This window comes from Paraburkholderia xenovorans, from assembly GCF_046030735.1.
Lineage (GTDB): Bacteria > Pseudomonadota > Gammaproteobacteria > Burkholderiales > Burkholderiaceae > Paraburkholderia > Paraburkholderia xenovorans_A.
Genome location: NZ_JAQQBV010000037.1, coordinates 22,687 through 42,620, shown reverse-complemented (window position 1 = coordinate 42,620; position 19,934 = coordinate 22,687). Strand labels below are relative to the sequence as shown.

The window sequence follows — 19,934 nt, the reverse complement described above, 5'->3', positions numbered from 1 at the left end:
AAAAAGAATCATGCAAGCGTCCTCGACCAGCATTCGATGGACACCTTCGCGCCAGGCCCGGCACTGCCGATCTTCAACGTGAAATCGTGCACGCGCATCACAGCGGAAACGATGCTCAGGCCAAGACCGGACCCCGCGAGATGCCGGGTACTCTCTCCGCGATAAAACCGCTGCAACACCGCGTCGCGTTCACCGGCCGCGATGCCCGGACCGTTGTCGACGATATCGACCTGCGGGCCGGCCGCGGTCTGAGTCAACACCATGCGCACCGCGCCGCCTTCCGGTGTGAACTTGATTGCGTTGTCCACCAGATTGCTCAGTGCTTCGAACAGCAACGCGCGATCGCCGTGAATGATGTCGACGGTTTGCGCACGGACGGAAAACTGAATCCCGCGGCTCTCGGCCAACGGCTCGTAGAGTTCACCGACTTCCTGCACCAGCGTCTCCAGTTGCATCTCGCCGAAACCGCCGCGCCGTTGCAACGTGCCGATTTCGGAGATCCGCAACATCGCGCGGAAACGATCGAGCAGCACGTCGGTTTCCGTGCGCGCCCGTTCGACCAGTTTCGCGAGTTCGGCATCTTCGTGCGTCTTCGGACGTTCGGCCGCGTGCGTCAACAACGTCCGCACATGCGCGAGCGGCGTGCGCAGATCGTGCGCGATCCCATCGCACGCGCCCTTCACCTCGTTCATCAAACGCTCGACTTCGGTGAGCATATGGTTCACAAGATGCGCGAGCATATCCACTTCGTCGTGCCCGCCGATCGGCAGACGCTGCGCGAGATCGCCCTGCGCGATGCGCTGCGTGACCCGCCGGATCGCCTTCAGCCGGCGCATCTGCCGCACGCTCAGCGCAAGGCCGCCGATTACGCCCGCGACGAGGCACAACACACCGCCGCCCACCAGCGCATTGAGGATCGTCTCGCGAATCTGCAAGATGTGCGTAAGGTCGCGCGCGACCACGAGTATCGAGCCGTCCTGGCGCCGCTCCGCCATCACCCGAACCACCGGCGGCGACTCGTTGCCGGCCCTCGAAAGCAGCAGATCGCGGGTCGAGCCGGTCCGTTCCATCGGCATCGACGGGTCGGGCAGCAGCGCCGTCAAGTCGGGCGGCAGCGCCAGCACGTCGCCGGCCACCTGCCGCCCGTCCGGATTGAACAATCCGTAGTAGTTGGTGTGCATGCGCTCGTGCTCGACGCGCCGGCGAATCGCGTCGGCCAGTCCTAAATCGGGCAGCGTATCGAAGTAGATCAGTTGCCAGACCAGCACCTTATCGGTCGCGCGCTCCATCACACCGGTCACCGCGCTCGCGATGAATCCCAGCAGCAGCATCACCGACAGCGAAAAGATGACCGCGTAGACCGACAGCAAACGAAAGGTAGTGGACTGCCAGCGCCGGGCGAGTGCCGAGCGGGCAGGGAAAGTCGTGTCCATCAGAAAGCCCTGCTCATGCGAGGATATAACCCGAACCGCGCACGGTCTGGATCATCGGCTTGACGCCGGGCGGATCGATTTTTTTACGCAGACGGCCCATATGCACGTCGATCAGATTCGTGCCCGGGTCGAAGTGATAACCCCACACCGCCTCGAACAGCATCGTGCGCGTGATGGTCTGGCCGGCGTGACGCATCATGAATTCGAGCACGCGGTATTCGGTCGGCAGCAGCACGATTTCTTCGCCGTCGCGCTGAACCTTGCGGGAAATCAGATCGAGTTCGAGCGGGCCGACCCGCAGATGCGTGTCGAGCTGCGCAGCCGGCGTCTGACTGCGGCGCAACAGCACTTCAAGGCGCGCGGTCATTTCTTCGGGGTCGAACGGTTTGGTGAGGTAGTCGTCGCCGCCGGCGCGCAGACCGCGCACCCGTTCGTCGACGTCGCCGAGCGCGCTCAGCATCAACACAGGCGTTTGAATGCCGATACTGCGCATCGTGGTGAGAATCGTCAGACCGTCCACGCCCGGCAGCATGCGGTCGAGCGTGATGACGTCGTAGTCCTCGCTGATCGCGCGAGCCATGCCGTCGCGGCCGTTAGCCACCCAATCCACGGTGAAGCCGCGGCTTTTCAGCTCACCGACAATTTCATTCGCGGTAATTTCGTCGTCTTCAATCGTGAGTACTCGCGACATGATCATTGCACGCGCCGCAGCCAGTTCTACCGACTCAAGCGGCGGACGCGACCGGTTATCAGTGGAAGGACATAATGCCATATTCGGCTTGCGTGTTTGGTGCCCGGGCTTGCGACGACGGGTGTCGCCGCTTCGTTCGGGGCCTGCACGCAGGCTACGCCGTGGGAGCTAGCGCGGGCGTGTCCGGTTCATGAAGAAAAATTTAAGTTCGCGGCCACTTGCCGAGCATGCTGGACATGCCGGAACGATAAAACAAATTTCATCCTGCCGACGCCGCTCCGGTAAGCCCTCTCCACTAGTCTGACTCCGTCGCGCTGCCGCTTTTCATCCTTTTCCGGCGCGATTCGAATCCTTCTCGTGGACGACATGACAATGAAACTCGTAACGAAAACCCTCGCCAGCGCGCTTCTTCTGATCGGCAGTGCATCGGCGATGGCCGCGCCCGGCCTGACGCAGCAACAATGCCACGACTATCCGTTCGTACGGACCAAAGGCGAAGTGACGCACAAACAATTGATGCAGGAGTTGGGCGAACTCGAAGCGGCCGGCTACAGCCCGGACGATTCGAACACCTACCCGGACGATCTGCAAACCGCCGAGCAGAAAGTGCAAGCGGAATATCGCGCGGACTGCTTGCAGCCTGCGGTGCCGACGTCCGCGCAGGCTTCGAGTCAACCGGCGGGTTGAGAGGTCGGCTTAGCGTGCAACTGCTTGCGCGGGTTGGCATCGTGAGCGCGGCGCATGAAACCGCGAACGCGCAGCAAGCCACGCGCGATCAGCGGCCGTTCGTGAGGCGCCCGTTGTTTTCACTGGCCGCGCGGCGCGCTCGCCGCTCTTCACGCTTACGCCGCAATTCGCCGAGCCGCCGCCGTCCATGCGTGAGCGACGCCACCGCGTAAAACGCGGCAGGCGCGAACACGAGCCCGAACAAGGTCGCCGCGAGCACGCCGCCGAACACGCCGGTACCGATCGAGCGGCGACTCTCGGCGCCCGCTCCGCTCGACAACACCAGCGGCACCACGCCCAGCAGAAACGCCGCCGAGGTCATCACGATCGGCCGGAAACGCGCGGCCGCTGCTTCGGTAACCGCGCGCGTCAGCGGCAACCCGCGAGCGTGCAGATCGCGCGCGAACTGCACGATCAGAATCGCGTTCTTCGCCGCGAGGCCGATCACGGTAATCATGCCCACCTTGAAGTACACGTCGTTGGGCATCCCGCGCAACAGCACCGCGACGATCGCGCCGATCACGCCGAGCGGCACCACCATCAGCACCGCGAGCGGCACCGTCCAGCTTTCATAGAGCGCGGCGAGCGCCATGAACACCGCCAGCAGCGACAACGCGATCAGCAACGGCGTTTGCCGCGCCGCCGCGGTTTCCTCGCGCGCCGCATCGACCCAGTCGTAACCGATGCCGGCCGGCAGCGTCGCGGCGAGCCGCTCCATTTCCGCCATCGCCGCGCCCGAGCTATAGCCGGACGCCGCGCGGCCGCTCACGTCGAGCGACGGATAGCCGTTGTAGCGCGTGAGCGTCACCGGACCGATCGTCCAGTGACGCGTGGCGATCGCCGACAACGGCACCATCCCGCCCGACGAATTCGGCACCGACAAAGCCATCAGGTCGGCTTCGTTCATTCGCGTCGCGGCGTCGGCGGCGATCATCACGCGACGCATGCGGCCACCGGCGGGAAAGTCATCGATATAGGTGGAGCCGAAGGTGCTGCCCAGCACCTCGGCGATCCGCTCGAACGGCACACCGAGCGCATACGCTTTCGCGCGGTCGATCACGAGTTCGACGCGCGGCGCGTCCGGCAGATCTTCGGAATGCACGGAGGCCAGCACCGGGCTCGCGCGGGCTTTGTCGAACAGTTGCTCGCGCGCCGCCTTCAGCGCGTCGAGGCCCATGCCGCCGCGATCCTCGAGCCGGAACACGAAGCCGTCCGAATGCCCGAGACCCGGCACCGACGGCGGCAGTTGCGCCTCCACGTCACCGTCGAGAATCTTGCCGAACTGTTCGTTGAGCCGGTCGCGCAACGTCAGCGCGTCGGTGTGGCGCTTGCTCCAGTCCTGCAACTGGACAAAGCCCATCGCGACGTTCTGCCCGCTGCCGGTAAAGCTCCAGCCGATCACGCTCGTGACGTTCGCGATCGCCGGTTCCGCGCGCAGCACCGCTTCCATCCGTTCGACAACCGACAGCGTGCGCGCCTGCGTCGCGCCCGCCGGCAACTGCACCATCACCTGCAGTTGCCCTTCGTCCTCGCTCGGCAGAAAGCCGCCCGGCATCTGCCAGTACAGCAGACCGCAGAAGCCCACGAGCACCGCGTAGATCGCCAGCACCGTGCCGATGCGGCGCAAGCTGCGCGCGGTGAAACCGCGGTAGCCGTGCGCGGCCCGCTCGAAGGCCGCCGCGAAACGGCTCGCGCCACGCGCGGCCAGCCCGCGCACGCCGCGCCGCGCTTCACGCTCGCGCACCGGATGCTTGTGCGGCTTCAGCAGATTCGCGCACAACGCGGGCGTCAGCGACAACGCCATGAACGACGACACCAGCATCGACGCGATCATCGCGACCGCGAACTGCCGGTAAATACCGCCGACGCCGCCCGGAAAAAACGCCATCGGCACGAACACGGCCGTCAACACCGCGGTCACGCCGACAATCGCGCCGCCGATCTGCGCTATCGCCTTGCGCGTGGCTTCGCGCGGCGGCAGGCCTTCGTCTTCCATTACGCGATGCACGCTCTCCACCACGACGATCGCATCGTCGACCAGAATGCCGATCGCGAGCACGAGGCCGAACATCGTGAACACGTTGATCGACAGCCCGCATGCGTACATCGCGAGAAACGCGCCCATCAGCGTGACCGGAATCACGACGGTGGGCACGAGCGTGTAGCGCAGATCGCGCAGGAACAGCCACATCACGAAGAACACCAGCACGACGGCTTCGGCGAGCGTCACCAGTACTTCGTGAATCGCGATCTTCACGAAATGGGCATTGTCGAACGGTATTTCGACAGCGACGCCGGGCGGCAAGCCCTTCTCCAGTTCGGCGAGACGCGCGCGAATTGCATTCGACGTTTCGAGCGCATTGCCGCGCGGGCCGAGTTGAATACCGACGGTAGCCGCGGCCTTGCCGTTCAACCGCGAGTAATACGAGTAACTGTCGCGCCCCAGTTCGACCCGTGCGACGTCGCGCAGACGCACCGCCGAGCCGTCGGGCTGCGCCTTCAATACGATCTGGCCGAACTCTTGCGGCGAGATCAGTTGCCCTTTCACGCTGACCGATGCGGTCAGTTGCTGGCCGGGCACGAATGGCGCGTCGCCGAGCGTGCCCGCGGTGACGGTGGCGTTCTGCGCAGAGATCGCCGCATTCACCTCGGCCGCGCCGAGCCCGTACTCGCGCAATTTCATCGGATCGAGCCAGATACGCAGCGCCTCGTCGGCGTCCCACAATTGCGCGGAGCCGACGCCCGGTGCGCGCTTCAGCTCGCGCATCACGTAGCGGCTCAGGTAATCGCTCAGTTGGACGGAGTCGCGCGTGCCGTCGGTGGACGTAAGCGCGACCAGCATCAGAAACGTATTGGCCGCCTTGAACACCGATATGCCCTGCTGCACGACCTGCTGCGGCAAACGCGGCTCGATCTGCTTGAGGCGGTTCTGCACGTCGACCATCGCCATGTCCGGATTCGTGCCCGGCGCAAAGGTCACGTCGATTTCGAGCTCGCCGAGGCTGTCGCTGGTCGTCTCGTAGTACAGCATATTGTCGGCGCCATCGAGACTCTCCTCGATGATGCTGCCGACACTCTCGTCCACCACCTCGGTCGATGCTCCCGGATAGGACGCACTGATCACGACGCGCGGCGGCGCGAGACGCGGATATTGCGCCACCGGCAACTGCGGAATAGCCAGCGCGCCCGCCACCACGATGGCGAGCGCGACGATCCAGGCAAAGATCGGGCGGTCGATAAAAAAGAATGGCACTCGGATTTCCGGTCAGGGGGCCTCGAAGCGCGTTGCTTCGATGGGGGCCGATGTACGCTTCGTCGATCTGCGGCGGCGCGCATAGCGCGCGCTGCCGCGACACGTCGATCATGATAGCGTCGTGAGCCGTCAATCCTAACTCAGCGCCGGGTGCGCGGCGCGGGCGACATGCCGTAAGCGTGGCCGCGCACCGGGTTACACGCTCATAGCGTCAACTCGAAAGACTTCGCCAGCACGCCGGGCAATTGCATACCGCCCGTGGCACGCTCGCCCCAGGTCGAGTCGCTCAACAGCAATTCGGCGTGCGCGCCGAGTTGTTCGAGTTCGCCGCCGAGCAGACGGTACAGGCTGTCGTCGAAACGCATCGCGTCGAGCGGCGCGACGATCTCGCCCCCTTCCACCCAGAACGTGGCGAAGCGCGTCATGCCGGTCAGTCGGCAATTCATCCGGTCCGAAAAGTTCACGTACCAGAGATTGCCGATGTAAAGACCGGTATCGAGTTTCGCAAGGACGTCTTCTTCCAGCAGATCGCCGGGCGCCATCGCCAGCGCGGCCGGCGACTCGTTCGACAGCGCGCCGTTCGGCGTCAATCCGTACTCGCGCGCACTGCGCGCATTGGTCAGACGTTCGGCGCTGCGGCCCGCATGAATTAGCGACACGCTTTCGCGCAGATAGCCGTCGTCGTTGAAGCCCGGCGTGATGCCGAGATTCAGGTCTTCGCTCAGGCTCACGCGCGGATCGAGTGTGACTTCGCCGGTGTGCAGCTTGTAGAGCTCGCTGCGAGAACTCGCCTGGGCTCGCGCGGAAAAACCGCCCCATGACGCGACGCCGAGCAGTTCCGACAGTGCCGCGGGCGCAAGATACGAGCGATAGCGCCCGGGCGCCAAGCCGCGCGGCGTCAGTGCGAGCACCGCGAGCCGTGTGGCCGTCTGTTCGACCTTGCGCGCAAAGACGGCGTCGTTCCAGTCGTCGCCCGCGTAGGTGGTCTTGATCGCGCGGCCGCTCGGATCGTAGAGCGACCAGCTGAAATTGAAGTTGTCGACTTCGTACCAGCCGCGACTGCCGCGGGTGGACGCAAAACCGCGCACGATCGTGCCGCCCGCATAGAAGCCGACGAAATCGAGCCCGCTTGCACACTCGGCGACCGTGCGCAACAGCGCCTGCGGCTCAGGCAATTTGCCCGAGCGCTGCGTGACGCGCTGCCATTGCGTCGTGTCGACCAGCAGATGAGGATCGTCCGCCGCGCCGCGCAGACCTTCACGCAATGTGGCGAGCGCGGCGCTCACTTCGTCGAGATCCTGCTGCAGATCGCCGCACACGGTCAGTGTCGAATAAGCCTGACGCGCGCCATCGATCAGACGCAAGGTCAGCTTGCCTTGCGACACGTTGCCGATCTGCCGCACCTTGCCCGCGTTGAAGCGGATGAAATCGGACTGCTCGCCGGCAAACGAACTCAACGTGAGTTCGGCGCCTTGCTGAAAGCGTTCGATCGCGTCGGCCAGCGCGGTGAAATGCGTTTGCCAGTCGAACGACGCACCGGTTCGGGACGACATGAACTGGCTCATCACGCGCCTCCGAACACGTCGACGTTGCTGAACACGCAGGCCGGCGACGCATGGCCCACGCGAATGATCTGCATCGGTTCGCCCTTGCCGCACATCGAGGTGCCGTACACCTCGCGCGTGCCTGCATTGCCGACCGCGCTCAGACTGCGCCAGAAATTCGCCGAAATGCCGCGGTAATTCGGCTGCTTGACGACTTGAGTCAGTTTGCCGTTTTCGATCAACTGCCCGAACTCGCAACCGAACTGGAATTTGTTGCGATGGTCGTCGATCGACCAGGACGTATTCGTGCGCATCAGAATGCCGTGTTCGATATTGCCGATCATCTCGTCCAACGTACTCGCGCCCGGTTCGATGTTCAGGTTCGCCATCCGGTCGATCGGCGGCCGGTTCCAGTTCGACGCACGCGAATTGGCCACGCCGGGCATCTGTGCACGCTGTTGCGAAAGCGCGCCGCCGAGCGGCCGTTCGAGCACGCCGTTGCGAATCAGGTATTGCTTGTGCGCTTCGGTGCCGTCGTCGTCAAATGCGTAGGCGGCGGCCTCTTCGCGCAATTCGGGATCGAAGGTCACGTTCAGCAGTTCCGAGCCGTAGCGGTAAGAACCGAACATATCCTGTTTGACGAAGCTCCAGCCCGCGAAATTGCGTTCGTCGCCGAGAATGCGATCGAGTTCGAGCGGATGACCGATCGACTCGTGAATCTGCAACATCATCTGGTCGGGCATCAGCAGCAGATCGCGCTTGCCCGAAGGACAATTCGGCGCGGCCAGCAATTGCAGCGCGTCGTTCGCGACGCGCGCGCCGGAGCCTTCGAAGCCGAAGCGCGCCAGCACTTCGACGCCGCCCTGCGCGAGCGTGCCGTAATTGCCGCCGAGCGTGCGCATCTGCGTGTCGCCGTTCGCATGCGCGGCCACGCTCAGTTGCGGCATGACGAAGCGGAACTGTTGATCGATCCGCACGCCGTCGCTGGTGAGGTAAAGCTGGTCTGTGTGCGTGATCTGCACCGCCGCGATCCGTTCGACAATGCGCGCGTCGAGCTTCGCGCTCGCGCATTCATGACCCAGCAAGTCGAGCCATTCGCTGCGGGCCGGCAACGCCTGCAATGCATTCGGCGATGCATACTGCCCACTGACGGCCGGGCGCGCGACCTCGCGATGGTCGATCAACGACAGCTCCGCGCTTGCTTCCGCGCGTGCGGTGGCAATATCGAGCGCCGCCTGCAAACCCGCCGCCGACAGATTCGCGGTCGCCGCATACCCCGCCCCCGCGCCGACCCACGCAATCAGCATCGCCCCGCGATCGCGCACCGTACGCAGCGGCTGCGCGATGTCGTTGCGGACTTCGTGGTCGTCGATCTGTTCGTCGACAATCCGCAGCGACCAGAACGCCGCACGGCTCTTCAGCGAGCGGGCGGTTTGCGCCCAACGTTCGTCAATCATTCGAGGTTCTCTGATGAGACGTTGTTGAACCCGGCTGCCGTGGCCACGGCAGCCGGGGATAAGGGTGCGAAGCGACGCGGAACAGGCGCTGCTGCGCGCTAGCCGTTCGTGCCTTCGCTCACTTCGACCGGCGCCGCCCGAACGTTTCCGGCGCGCGCGAGTACCGGCTTCAACGCAGCGCCCGTGTGACTCGCACGAACTTGCACGAGCCCTTCCGGATCGGTCGCCGCGACGATCGATCCGCCGCCCACACCGCCTTCCGGGCCGAGGTCGATGATCCAGTCGGCCTCCGCGATCACATCCAGATCGTGCTCGATCACGACGACGCTATGGCCGCCGTCCGCGAGACGATGCAGCACGCGAATCAGCTTCGCCACGTCCGCCATATGCAAACCGACGGTCGGCTCGTCCAGCACATAGAGCGTATGCGGCGCTTTCTGTCCGCGCCGCGTGATGTCGTCGCGCACCTTGCTCAACTCGGTGACCAGCTTGATCCGCTGCGCCTCGCCGCCCGATAACGTAGGCGACGGCTGACCGAGCGTCAGATAGCCAAGGCCGACGTCCTTCATCAACTGCAACGGATGCGCGATGTTCGAGATCGGCGCAAAGAACTCGACCGCTTCGTCGATCTCCATGGTCAGCACGTCGCCGATATTCTTGCCACGCCACGTGACCGCGAGCGTCTCCGGATTGAAGCGCTGCCCGTGACACACGTCGCACGCCACCTTCACGTCGGGCAGGAAGCTCATGCCGATCGTGCGCACGCCCTGGCCTTCGCAAGCGGGACAGCGGCCCTCGCCGGTGTTGAACGAAAAGCGCGACGCCGTATAGCCGCGCGCGCGCGCTTCGAGCGTACCGGCGAACAGCTTGCGGATGGCGTCCCACACGCCGATGTAGGTAGCCGGACACGAGCGCGGCGTTTTGCCGATCGGCGTCTGATCGACTTCCAGCACACGGTCGATCGTTTCCCAACCGGTAATCGAGTCGCAGCCTTGCCACGCATGCGTGACGTTCAGCGGCGCGCGGGGCGCGGTACGTGCCAGCACGCTCGAGCGCCGGTTCGCCGCCGGCTTCTCTTCCGCCGCCGCTCGCGCACGCCGCGTGGCCGGCGACGACAACACCGAGCGCCCGACCGCGTCGAGCAGATTGGCCATCAACACGTCGCGCGCGAGCGTCGACTTACCGGAGCCGCTCACACCCGTCACCGCGACGAGCCGCGACAGCGGAATGCCGACCGTCACGTTGCGCAGGTTGTGCAGCTTGCCGCCGTGCACCGTCAGCCAGTTTTCCGGCACCGCGGCCGCGCGCTTGCCTGGCGCGACGACCTGGCGGCGCGGTTGCAGCGGATGCACGATCGGCGACGCGAGGAACTGCCCGGTCAGCGAATCGGGCTGTGCCGACAGATCCGCGACGCTGCCTTGCGCGATCAGCGTGCCGCCGCGCTTGCCCGCGCCCGGCCCGATATCGATGATGTGATCGGCGCGCCGGATCGTGTCTTCGTCATGCTCGACGACGACCAGCGTGTTGCCCTTCTCGCCCAGCTTGCGCAATGCATTGAGCAGAATCTGGTTGTCGCGCGGATGCAAACCGATCGTGGGTTCGTCCAGCACGTAGCACACGCCTTGCAGGTTGCTGCCGAGTTGCGCGGCGAGCCGGATGCGTTGCGCTTCGCCACCGGACAAGCTCGGCGCCGCGCGATCGAGACTCAGATAGCCGAGCCCCACCTCTTCGAGGAATTGCAGGCGGCTGCCGATTTCACTGACCACGTCACGCGCGATTTCCGCGTCGCGGCCCGTCATTGTCAGCGCGTCGATCCATTTGCGCGTATCGGACACCGTCCATTGCGCGACGTCGACGATCGCCTGCGCGTCGAACGTGACCGCACGCGCGGTGGGATTCAGACGCGTGCCCGAGCAATCCGGACAGGGTTCGTCGGCGAGACCTTCCGGCTCCTGCTCCTCGGACGGCAAACTCTGTTCGCGGCCGCGATTGTCGTCGACGACGATCGTGTCGTCGTACGCCGCGCGCTGTTCACGCGTCAACGCGAGGCCCGTGCCGACGCAGGTCGTACACCAGCCGTGCTTGCTGTTGTACGAGAACATACGCGGATCGAGTTCCGGATAGCTGGTGCCGCACACCGGACACGCGCGTTTGGTGGACAACACCTTCACCGCGCCGAGCTTCGCGGTGGTTCGGCCACCGCTGATCGCGTCGTGCAGGCCGTCGAGCGGCGCGAGCAGATGCATGACGCCCTTGCCGATTTCGAGCGTCTGATCGAGCGCGCTGCGCAACTCCGCTTCGTGATCGGCGGACACGACGAGATCGGTCACCGGCAATTCGATCGTGTGTTCGCGGAAACGGTCGAGCTTCGGCCACGGATCTACCGGCACGAACTCGCCGTCCACACGCAGATGCGTATTGCCGCGCGCTTTCGCCCACTTCGCCAGATCGGTGTACACGCCTTTGCGGTTGACGACCAACGGCGCGAGGAAACCGACATGCTGGCCCTTGTGATCGCGCAGCAATTGCGCGGCGATCGATTCGACGCTCTGCGACGTGACCGGCGTGCCGTCGTGAATACAGTGCTGCAAGCCGAGCTTCACGTACAGCAGCCGCAGGAAATGCCACACTTCCGAGGTGGTCGCGACAGTACTCTTGCGGCCGCCGCGCGACAGACGCTGCTCGATCGCGACGGTCGGCGGAATGCCGTACACCGCGTCCACTTCGGGACGGCCGGCCGGCTGCACGATGGAGCGCGCATACGCGTTCAGCGATTCGAGGTAACGGCGCTGCCCTTCGTGGAACAGAATGTCGAAGGCGAGCGTGGACTTGCCCGAACCGGACACACCGGTGATCACATTGAACTTGCCGTGTGGAATGTCGACGTCGAGCGACTTCAGATTGTGCTCGCGCGCATTGACGATGCGCACCACGTCCTCACCTTCGATCGCCCGACGCGCGCGCGCCGCGCTCAGCGCCTTTTGCAGCGGCACACCTTGCGCGGACGTCTCGTGATTCACCGAATTCATCGCACGGTCGTATTGCAGCAGCGCCTCGCCGGTATGCGATCCGGCGCATTGCTTGACCTCATCCGGCGTGCCCGCGCAGAGCACGCGCCCACCGCCGTCGCCGCCTTCGGGACCGAGATCGATGATCCAGTCGGCCGCGCGAATCACGTCGAGGTTGTGTTCGATCACGATCAGCGAATGGCCGCTCGCGAGCAGCTTGCCGAACGCCTGCATCAGCTTCGCGATGTCGTCGAAATGCAGGCCGGTGGTCGGCTCGTCGAACATGAACAGGCGCTTGGCCACCGCCTGCTTCGCGCTGCGCGCAGTGCGCGCCTGCGCCGATTCCGCGAGGAAACCGGCGAGCTTCAGACGTTGCGCCTCGCCGCCCGACAACGTGGGCACAGGCTGGCCGAGCTTCACATATTCAAGACCGACGTCGACGATCGGTTGCAGCACGCGCAGTACCTCCGCGTCTTTCGCGAAGTACGCGACGGCTTCGTTCACCGTCAACTCCAGTACGTCGGCAATGCTCAACGCACGCGCGGGCTCGCCGCGCTCGATCTTCACCTCGAGCAGTTCCGCGCGATAACGGCGACCGTCGCAATCCGGACAGCGCAGATACACGTCGCTCAAGAACTGCATTTCGATGTGCTCGAAACCGGAGCCGCCGCAGGTCGGGCAACGCCCGTCACCCGAGTTGAAGCTGAACATGCCGGGACCATAGCCGCGTTGCTGCGCGAGCGGCGCCTTCGCGAACAGCTTGCGGATCTCGTCGAACGCGCCGACGTAGCTGGCCGGATTCGAGCGCGCGGTCTTGCCGATCGGCGACTGGTCGACGAATACGACGTCGGTGACCTGGTCGGCGCCCGTCAGGCTTTTGAACGCGCCGGGCGATTCGGTTGCGAGACCGAAATGGCGCGCCATGGCCGGATACAGCACGTCTTGCAGCAACGTGGATTTGCCGGAGCCCGACACACCGGTGACCACCACCAGCCGTTCCAGCGGAATCTCGACCGTGACGTCGCGCAGATTATGTTCGGTCGCGCCTTCCAGCACGATGCGCGGCGTCCTGGCCGTCACCGGACGCTGCGACCAATGCGCGGCGTCCGCGACATGCCGGCGGCCACCGAGATATTCGCCGGTCAGCGTGCCGGACGAACGGATCGCCTCGGGCGCGCCGTCGTAAATGATCGAACCGCCGCGCTCGCCGGGCCCCGGGCCCATGTCGATCAGGCGGTCTGCCGCGAGCATGACCGAAGGATCGTGCTCGACCACCACCAGCGTATTGCCCGCGTCGCGCAGACGATGCATCGCCTCGACGATCCGGTTCAGATCGCGCGGATGCAGGCCGATACTCGGCTCGTCGAGCACGAACAGGGTTTTGGTCAGCGACGTGCCGAGCGCGGTAGTGAGGTTGATACGCTGCACCTCGCCGCCCGACAGCGTGCGGCTTTGGCGATCGAGCGTCAGATAGCCGAGGCCGACGTCGCACAGGTATTTGAGACGCGTACGCACTTCGGCGAGCAGCAGCTTGAGCGCGTCGTCGAGCAACGCGCTCGGCAGACTGATTTCGTCGAAGAAGCGCCGGATGCGTTCGATCGGCAACAACATCAGGTCGTGCACGGTCAGGCCCGGCAACGCTTCGAGCTGTTCGCGCCGCCATTGAACGCCGCGCGGCATGAAGCGTTTTTCGGGCGCGAGCACGTCGTCCGCATTCTGCTTGCTGCCGAGACGCCACAGCAGCGATTCCGTTTTAAGACGTGCGCCGCCGCAGGTTTCACACGGCGTATAGCTGCGGTACTTCGACAGCAGCACGCGGATATGCATCTTGTACGCCTTCGATTCCAGATACTCGAAGAAACGTTTGACGCCGTACCAATGGGTTTGCCACTTGCCGTTCCAGTCCGGCGAACCGTTGATGACCCAGTCGCGCTCGGCGTCGGTCAGTTCGCCCCACGGCGTGCCGCGGCGAATGTCGGCTTTCGCCGCATAGCGCATCAGATCGTCCTGGCATTCCTTCCAAGCCGGCGTTTGCATCGGTTTGATCGCGCCGTCGCGCAGCGTCTTGCGCGCATCAGGAATCACCAGACCGAGATCGACGCCGATCACGCGGCCGAATCCGCGGCAGACTTCACACGCGCCGTATGCCGAATTGAACGAGAACAGCGCCGGTTGCGGCTCCGCGTAGCGCAGATCGCTGTCGGGACTATGCAGCCCCGTGGAGAAACGCCAGATTTGCGGCTCGGCTTCTTTGGCTTCCGGCGCTTCAGGCGCGGGCGGCAGCACGTAAATATTGACGCGGCCGCCGCCGCGCTTGAGCGACGCTTCGATTGCTTCGACCACGCGCTGCTTGTCGGTGGAACTCAGCCGGAAACGGTCGGCCACCACGTCGAGCAGCTTGCGCTTGCCCGTGGGCGAATCGACTTCGCGTTGCGCCTGCACGCGCGTGTAGCCGCTCGCCGACAGCCATTGCTCCACCTCCTGCTCGGACGCGGATTCCGGCAACTCGACCGGGAACGTGACGACGAGCCGCGGATCTTCTTTCGCCGTGCGTTCGAGCAACTCGGCGTAAATGGTTTCCGGCGTGTCGTGACGCACCTGATGCGAGGTCTGACGGTCGAACAGTTCGGCCGCGCGCGCATAGAGCAGCTTCAGGTGGTCGTTGAGTTCCGTCATCGTGCCGACGGTGGAGCGCGAACTGCGCACCGGATTGGTCTGGTCGATCGCGATGGCCGGCGGCACGCCGTCGACACGGTCGACTTGCGGCCGGTCCATCCGGTCCAGAAACTGCCGCGCGTAAGCGCTGAAGGTTTCGACGTAGCGCCGCTGCCCTTCCGCGTAAAGCGTGTCAAACACGAGACTCGATTTGCCGGAACCGGACGGGCCGGTCACTACCGTCATCTCGCCGGTTCGTACGTCAAGATCGACGTTTTTCAGGTTGTGCTGACGCGCGCCGCGAATGCGGATCAAATTATTAGATGCCAATTTTCCGACCGTCTGAATGAGTGGGCCACCTCTCACGGACGCCTCGCGGCCGCGCAAGTTCAGTACGGCCCGGCCGGCGGGACCACACGCCGAAGGCCGGGCTGCAACGGGATACTATACTGTATATTTATACAGTTTTCCATGACACGGCACGGTGGAGGGGGCAATACGCGCCGCGCGCTGAACGGCAGTGCGGGACGCACGCCGTGCAGGTGTGCCGCAAGCGCTGTGCCGCCGGGAAAAAGCAGAATTCCGGCTCCGGGCTCGGCTGCGGGCTCGGTTGCGAGCCGGGAGCCGAAGGCTGGAACTACCCGTACGCGCGTTCCGCGCCGAGCCGGTGAGCCGCCACGCGCATCGTCTTCACCGGCGCGCGGTCCGCCATGCTTCGTGCGCCCAGCGCATAGGCCACGCAGCGTTTCGCGAGCACCTCGGTCGGATCGACGAGCCGCACCACGACGCCACCCGGACGCGCGAGCGTCGAGCCGCGCAGCAGTAACGGCAACTCGGTACAGCCGAGCACGATCACTTCCACGCCTTGCGCGATCAGGTCGTCCACCGCGGCGTAAAGATCGTCGATGCACTCGCCCGACGTGAAACCGGCCTTCGCGCCGTCATGGCCGTAGACCGCATTCATCAGCCGCGCCTGCGCAGCGGGAGACGGCACGACCGGCACGAAACCGCGCGCCTGCAAAGCCGTTTCGTAGACACGGCTCGCGAGCGTGCCCGAAGTGGCCAGCACGCCGACTTCCCGCAACGCCGGAAAAGACTCGCGCAGATGATCGGCGGCGCAGCTCAGCATATTGACGATCGGAATGCTCAACGACGGCTGAATCGCGTCGACGAACGCATGCGCGGTATTGCAGGGAATCGCGATGATATCCGCGCCGCCCTCCTCCAGCGCCTTGCACGCCGCGTACAGCGCGAGTGTCGGATCGTCGCCGTTGCCGAGCAACGCGGCGGTGCGATCCGGAATCTTCGGATTCTGTTCGACCATCACCTTCAGATGGTCCTGATCGCGCGTGGCTGGCGTGTTGCGCACCAGTTTCGACATGAAGTCGACGGTCGCCGCGGGGCCGACGCCGCCCACCACGCCCACCTTGAAACCACGCCGCGGTTGCGGAAATCGTGCGCTCGCCGCGTAACGCGCATAGACCAGGTTGGAATCGATCAGCGGCACTTCCAGCGGACCGAGCGCACTTGCGACCAAACCGATTTCGGCGAGTCCCGGCACGATGATTTCCGCGCCCTGCGCAATCAGATCCGCGCAAGCCGCGCGCAGTAACTCGACAGGCCGGCCGAACAGAAAGCCGCTGCGAATACCGTTGTCCGCATACACCGCGCTCGTCACGCGATCGACGCCCGCTTCGTTACGCGGATGCAATACGTCGAATTCGGTGGAGTCGAAATGACGCTCGAAGAGGCCGTTCGCGCGAATCGCGTCCGACGTCAGCACGCCGATGCGGCGCACCGACGGAAACGCTCGCCGCACATGCGCGGACAACGCGCTCATGATGTTGGCCACCGGCAGCGCGAGACTCGCCTCGAGTTCGCCGATGAACGTATGACTCAGGAAACACGGCAGCACGATCGCATCGACATCACGGCGCTCGAAAGCGCGGATCGCATCGAACACATGGAGTTTGAATCGCGTGCTGGCCGCGCTCTCCGAAGCCGGGCCCTGCCAGGGGCTGCGCTCCATCGCGAAGTCGAACGGCTGGGCGATGCAGGAACGGCGCGACGCGGCGGTCAACTTGCGCAGCACATCGGCGCTGGCGAGCGGCGCAGCGCCGGTCACGATGCCCAGCGAACGATAGCGATTCATGATGACTTCCCCCGTCGTTTTTCAAGTTCGCGTCGATCTTAGGCTGGTTTTGTGACTTTGAGGATTGGATTAACTACCAAGTGAATATTTTTGCCTTACCAACCACCGGCGCGTAAGCCGCGACCGCCGTGCAAAAACGCAATCGTCACTCGTCGCGCCGCCCTTCGATCGCAGTCAACAACCGATGCGCGACCATATCCATCGCCGGTTTGATCAGGCCGTTCTTGTCGGTCCACACTTTGGGCGTCAGCGCACCGCTCAACGCAACGCTGTCCGCATCGTTTAGCGCGAGCAAGGCGGTTTGCAGGTCGTCGTCGAACGCAATCACATTGACGAAAATCGTATCGCCATCGTTGGTGGTCGCCCGCACCTTGCAAGTCACGAACCGCTTACCGTTCTGCCCCGTGCGAATCTGCGCGTCGCCGTACAAGCGCCCGCCCACCAGTCCATCGATCATCGTCCTGCTCCTGTTATCTGCTCATCGTGCCAAACACTATCGCTCGCACGGCCCGTATGATCTCACGACATGCCGCACGGCCCGCGAACGTCCGACCCATTCACACCGAATCCGTCGTCGCGCTCGCCGCCTCGAAGATATCGCGCAGCCACTGCGCAAACACCCGCACCCGCGACGACAACTGCCGGTTCTGCGGGTACAGCACGGAAACCGGCAACGGCGGCGGCGGAAAGTCTGCAAGGATGATTTTGAGGTGCCCCGCCGCGAGTTCCGCCGCGACGCGATAGCGCGGCACCTGCACGATGCCGAGGCCCGCCACCGCCGAGCCGGTGTAAAGCTCGGTTCCGGTGACCGACACCGCGGCCGGCAACCCCACCTCGCTCACACGACCGTCGACGGTAAATTCGAGCGGCAACGCTTTGCCCGTCGCGCTCGACAGATAGTTGACCGCGCGGTGCGCGGAGAGCGCCGCCGGATCGGTCGGCTCGCCATAGGTGTCCAGATAGGCGGGGCTTGCCACCGTCACCTGCGGCAGTTGAGCGACGCGCCGCCCTACCATCGACGAATCCTGCAGATTGCCCGCCCGCAACACGCAGTCGACGCCCTCGCGAACCAGATCGACCAGCCGGTCGTCTTCGCCGATCGTCAGTTCGATGTCCGGAAACTGCGCGAGAAACGCCGGTAACGCGGGCACGACGAAGTGCCGCGCCAGCGTGCCTTGCAAATTGACGCGCAGCAGCCCCTTCGGCGCGATGTTCGTAAACGACCCTTCCGCTTCCTCCATGTCGGCGATCAGCCGCACGCAACGGCGGTAATACGCGTCGCCGTCGTGCGTGAGCCGCACCGAACGCGTGGTGCGCTCCAGCAAGCGCGCGCCGAGCCGCTGTTCCATCCGCTGCATCAGGTTGGTGACGGTAGCGCGCGGAATCTGCAGGTCGTCTGCGGCGCGCGTAAAACTTTGCCGCTCGGCAATCCGCACGAACACCCGCATTTCCTCGAATCGATCCATGTTTGCCGCCTCCACGCGGCCTTCCCGGCACAATTGTTAAAGTAAATGGAATTATGATAGCAAATTACACCCAATTATCTCAGCGACGAATGCGTCCATGATTCCTCTCACCCACTCACCCGACACAAGGAAGCGAATCATGAACACGACCACCAACGCCCGCGTTGCCATCGTTACCGGCGCATCCCGCGGCATCGGCGCAGCGATTGCGCGGCGTCTCGCCGAAGACGGCCTCGCGCTCGCCGTGAACTACGCGTCGAGCGCGAAAGAAGCCGACGCGCTCGTCGCCGAATTGACGGCAGCCGGCGCCAAAGCGATCGCGGTGAAGGCCGACGTCGCGAATGCCGACGACGTGCGCCGCATGTTCGAGACCACCGAGCAGCAACTCGGCAAGGTGGACGTGCTGGTCAACAACGCCGGTGTGCTGAAGACGCTGCCGCTCGCCGACACCAGCGACGCGCTCTACGACCAGACCTTCGACATCAACGTGCGCGGCACCTTCAATACGCTGCGCGAAGCGGCTGCGCGGATGAACGACGGCGGGCGCATCGTCAATTTTTCGAGCACCACGCTGGCGCTGAACCTGCCGGGCTACGCGATCTACAACGCGACCAAGGCGGCGGTCGAAGCGTTCACGCATGTGTTCGCGAAGGAGCTGCGCGGCCGCAACATCACCGTCAACGCGGTCGCGCCGGGTCCGGTCGCCACGGCGCTGTTCCTCGACGGTAAGACCGACGAGCAGATCCAGACCTTCGCGAAAATGCCGCCGCTGCAACGTCTCGGCCAACCGGACGATATCGCCGCGGTCGTGTCGTTCCTCGCCGGCGCGGACGCGGGCTGGGTCAACGGCCAGATTCTGCGCGCCAACGGCGGCATTGCTTAAGCGCGCGGCGGTTTCGTCGCGGCTCGGACCACGCTTGCATCGACGAATCGAACTCCTGATGAAACCCCCGATCCTGATCGCCTGCGCCGTGCTGCTGCCGCTTCTACTCGCCGCGTGCGATGGTCGAACCGAGCCGCACGCCGCATCGTCCACCACGCGGAGCATGGCAATGAAACCCTCGGTGACTTACCTTCATTTGTTGAAGCACACGCCGTTTTTCACGAGTCTCACGACCGCGCAGTTGCGCTCGGTGATCGGTCATTCGCGCGAATGGGAAGCGCAGCCCGGCACCGTGGTCGCGCAATGCGGCGACGCTGCGACGAACGATCGCGCGATGTGGATTCTGCTGGACGGCGGCTGGCAGGTTGAATTCGCAGACCATGCGTATCCGGCGGATCATGCCGGCGCGGGGAAGTGGTTCAGTGCGGGGCTCGACACCGCCGGGACGGGCACGCGATGCCGGCTCGTCACGACCGAACACAGCTATGTGATGAAGATCGAACGCGCCGACTTCGACGCGATGATCGAACAAGGTTTCGCGTTCGGCCCACATCTCGATGCGGGCCGCCGCTACTATGACGAACTGTTTGCTGCTCCAGCCGGTCACGTCGTTAAATGAAGCCGGGCCGGAGCGATGAAACGACGCTATACGGCGCAGGAAAACAC

Annotated in this window: 12 protein-coding genes; 3 read left to right on the top strand and 9 right to left on the bottom strand. The window is 64.6% G+C overall.

From position 1 onward, the window contains the following. Positions 1-8: 8 nt before the first annotated feature. On the bottom strand, positions 9-1,433 hold the full coding sequence (locus tag PQQ51_RS28145) for a sensor histidine kinase (protein ID WP_408500437.1): 1,425 nt from the start codon (positions 1,431-1,433) through the stop codon (positions 9-11). A gap of 13 nt (positions 1,434-1,446) precedes the next feature. Further along, positions 1,447-2,124: a response regulator transcription factor gene (locus PQQ51_RS28140; protein WP_408500435.1), complete on the bottom strand. Its 678-nt coding sequence runs from the start codon at positions 2,122-2,124 to the stop codon at positions 1,447-1,449. Between the two features lie 372 nt (positions 2,125-2,496). Between PQQ51_RS28140 and PQQ51_RS28135 the strand changes: the two genes are divergently transcribed. Beyond that, on the top strand, positions 2,497-2,811 hold the full coding sequence (locus PQQ51_RS28135) for a DUF4148 domain-containing protein (RefSeq protein WP_408500433.1): 315 nt from the start codon (positions 2,497-2,499) through the stop codon (positions 2,809-2,811). 88 nt (positions 2,812-2,899) lie between these two features. Here the strand turns inward: PQQ51_RS28135 and PQQ51_RS28130 are convergent, their stop codons facing one another. From PQQ51_RS28130 to PQQ51_RS28100, 7 genes are all read right to left on the bottom strand, one after another. Beyond that, positions 2,900-6,103, bottom strand: a complete 3,204-nt coding sequence (locus PQQ51_RS28130; protein WP_408500431.1) for a multidrug efflux RND transporter permease subunit — start codon at positions 6,101-6,103, stop codon at positions 2,900-2,902. A gap of 203 nt (positions 6,104-6,306) precedes the next feature. Beyond that, positions 6,307-7,668, bottom strand: a complete 1,362-nt coding sequence (locus PQQ51_RS28125; protein WP_408500430.1) for a TldD/PmbA family protein — start codon at positions 7,666-7,668, stop codon at positions 6,307-6,309. After that, positions 7,668-9,104, bottom strand: coding sequence for a TldD/PmbA family protein (locus PQQ51_RS28120; RefSeq protein WP_408500429.1), 1,437 nt, complete (start codon positions 9,102-9,104; stop codon positions 7,668-7,670). Before PQQ51_RS28120 ends, PQQ51_RS28125 begins: the two co-directional genes overlap by 1 nt. 98 nt (positions 9,105-9,202) lie before the next feature. Then, positions 9,203-15,097, bottom strand: a complete 5,895-nt coding sequence (gene uvrA / locus PQQ51_RS28115) for an excinuclease ABC subunit UvrA (RefSeq protein ID WP_408500427.1) — start codon at positions 15,095-15,097, stop codon at positions 9,203-9,205. 307 nt (positions 15,098-15,404) lie between these two features. Then, positions 15,405-16,919, bottom strand: a complete 1,515-nt coding sequence (gene cuyB, locus PQQ51_RS28110) for a cysteate racemase (RefSeq protein WP_408500426.1) — start codon at positions 16,917-16,919, stop codon at positions 15,405-15,407. A gap of 145 nt (positions 16,920-17,064) precedes the next feature. Beyond that, entirely contained in the window at positions 17,065-17,376 is a 312-nt protein-coding gene (locus PQQ51_RS28105) for a single-stranded DNA-binding protein (protein WP_408500424.1), read from the bottom strand. 100 nt (positions 17,377-17,476) lie between these two features. Next, positions 17,477-18,385, bottom strand: coding sequence for a LysR family transcriptional regulator (locus tag PQQ51_RS28100; protein ID WP_408500422.1), 909 nt, complete (start codon positions 18,383-18,385; stop codon positions 17,477-17,479). A 139-nt stretch (positions 18,386-18,524) separates the two neighbouring features. Between PQQ51_RS28100 and PQQ51_RS28095 the strand changes: the two genes are divergently transcribed. Together PQQ51_RS28095 and PQQ51_RS28090 are read left to right on the top strand one after the other, a co-directional pair. Beyond that, positions 18,525-19,268: an SDR family oxidoreductase gene (locus tag PQQ51_RS28095; RefSeq protein ID WP_408500421.1), complete on the top strand. Its 744-nt coding sequence runs from the start codon at positions 18,525-18,527 to the stop codon at positions 19,266-19,268. 58 nt (positions 19,269-19,326) lie between these two features. Next, the gene (locus PQQ51_RS28090; protein ID WP_408500419.1) at positions 19,327-19,887 is read left to right on the top strand and encodes a cyclic nucleotide-binding domain-containing protein; all 561 of its coding nucleotides are present in this window, start codon (positions 19,327-19,329) and stop codon (positions 19,885-19,887) included. Positions 19,888-19,934: the final 47 nt, after the last annotated feature.

What these genes read in the sequence shown, in the direction of transcription:
- PQQ51_RS28125 (WP_408500430.1), bottom strand. Translation starts at nt 7,668, where the DNA reads ATGAGCCAGTTCATGTCGTCCCGAACCGGTGCGTCGTTCGACTGGCAA.
- PQQ51_RS28140 (WP_408500435.1), bottom strand. Translation starts at nt 2,124, where the DNA reads ATGTCGCGAGTACTCACGATTGAAGACGACGAAATTACCGCGAATGAA.
- PQQ51_RS28090 (WP_408500419.1), top strand. Translation starts at nt 19,327, where the DNA reads ATGAAACCCCCGATCCTGATCGCCTGCGCCGTGCTGCTGCCGCTTCTA.
- PQQ51_RS28145 (WP_408500437.1), bottom strand. Translation starts at nt 1,433, where the DNA reads ATGGACACGACTTTCCCTGCCCGCTCGGCACTCGCCCGGCGCTGGCAG.
- PQQ51_RS28135 (WP_408500433.1), top strand. Translation starts at nt 2,497, where the DNA reads ATGAAACTCGTAACGAAAACCCTCGCCAGCGCGCTTCTTCTGATCGGC.
- PQQ51_RS28100 (WP_408500422.1), bottom strand. Translation starts at nt 18,385, where the DNA reads ATGGATCGATTCGAGGAAATGCGGGTGTTCGTGCGGATTGCCGAGCGG.
- PQQ51_RS28105 (WP_408500424.1), bottom strand. Translation starts at nt 17,376, where the DNA reads ATGATCGATGGACTGGTGGGCGGGCGCTTGTACGGCGACGCGCAGATT.
- cuyB (WP_408500426.1), bottom strand. Translation starts at nt 16,919, where the DNA reads ATGAATCGCTATCGTTCGCTGGGCATCGTGACCGGCGCTGCGCCGCTC.
- PQQ51_RS28095 (WP_408500421.1), top strand. Translation starts at nt 18,525, where the DNA reads ATGAACACGACCACCAACGCCCGCGTTGCCATCGTTACCGGCGCATCC.
- PQQ51_RS28120 (WP_408500429.1), bottom strand. Translation starts at nt 9,104, where the DNA reads ATGATTGACGAACGTTGGGCGCAAACCGCCCGCTCGCTGAAGAGCCGT.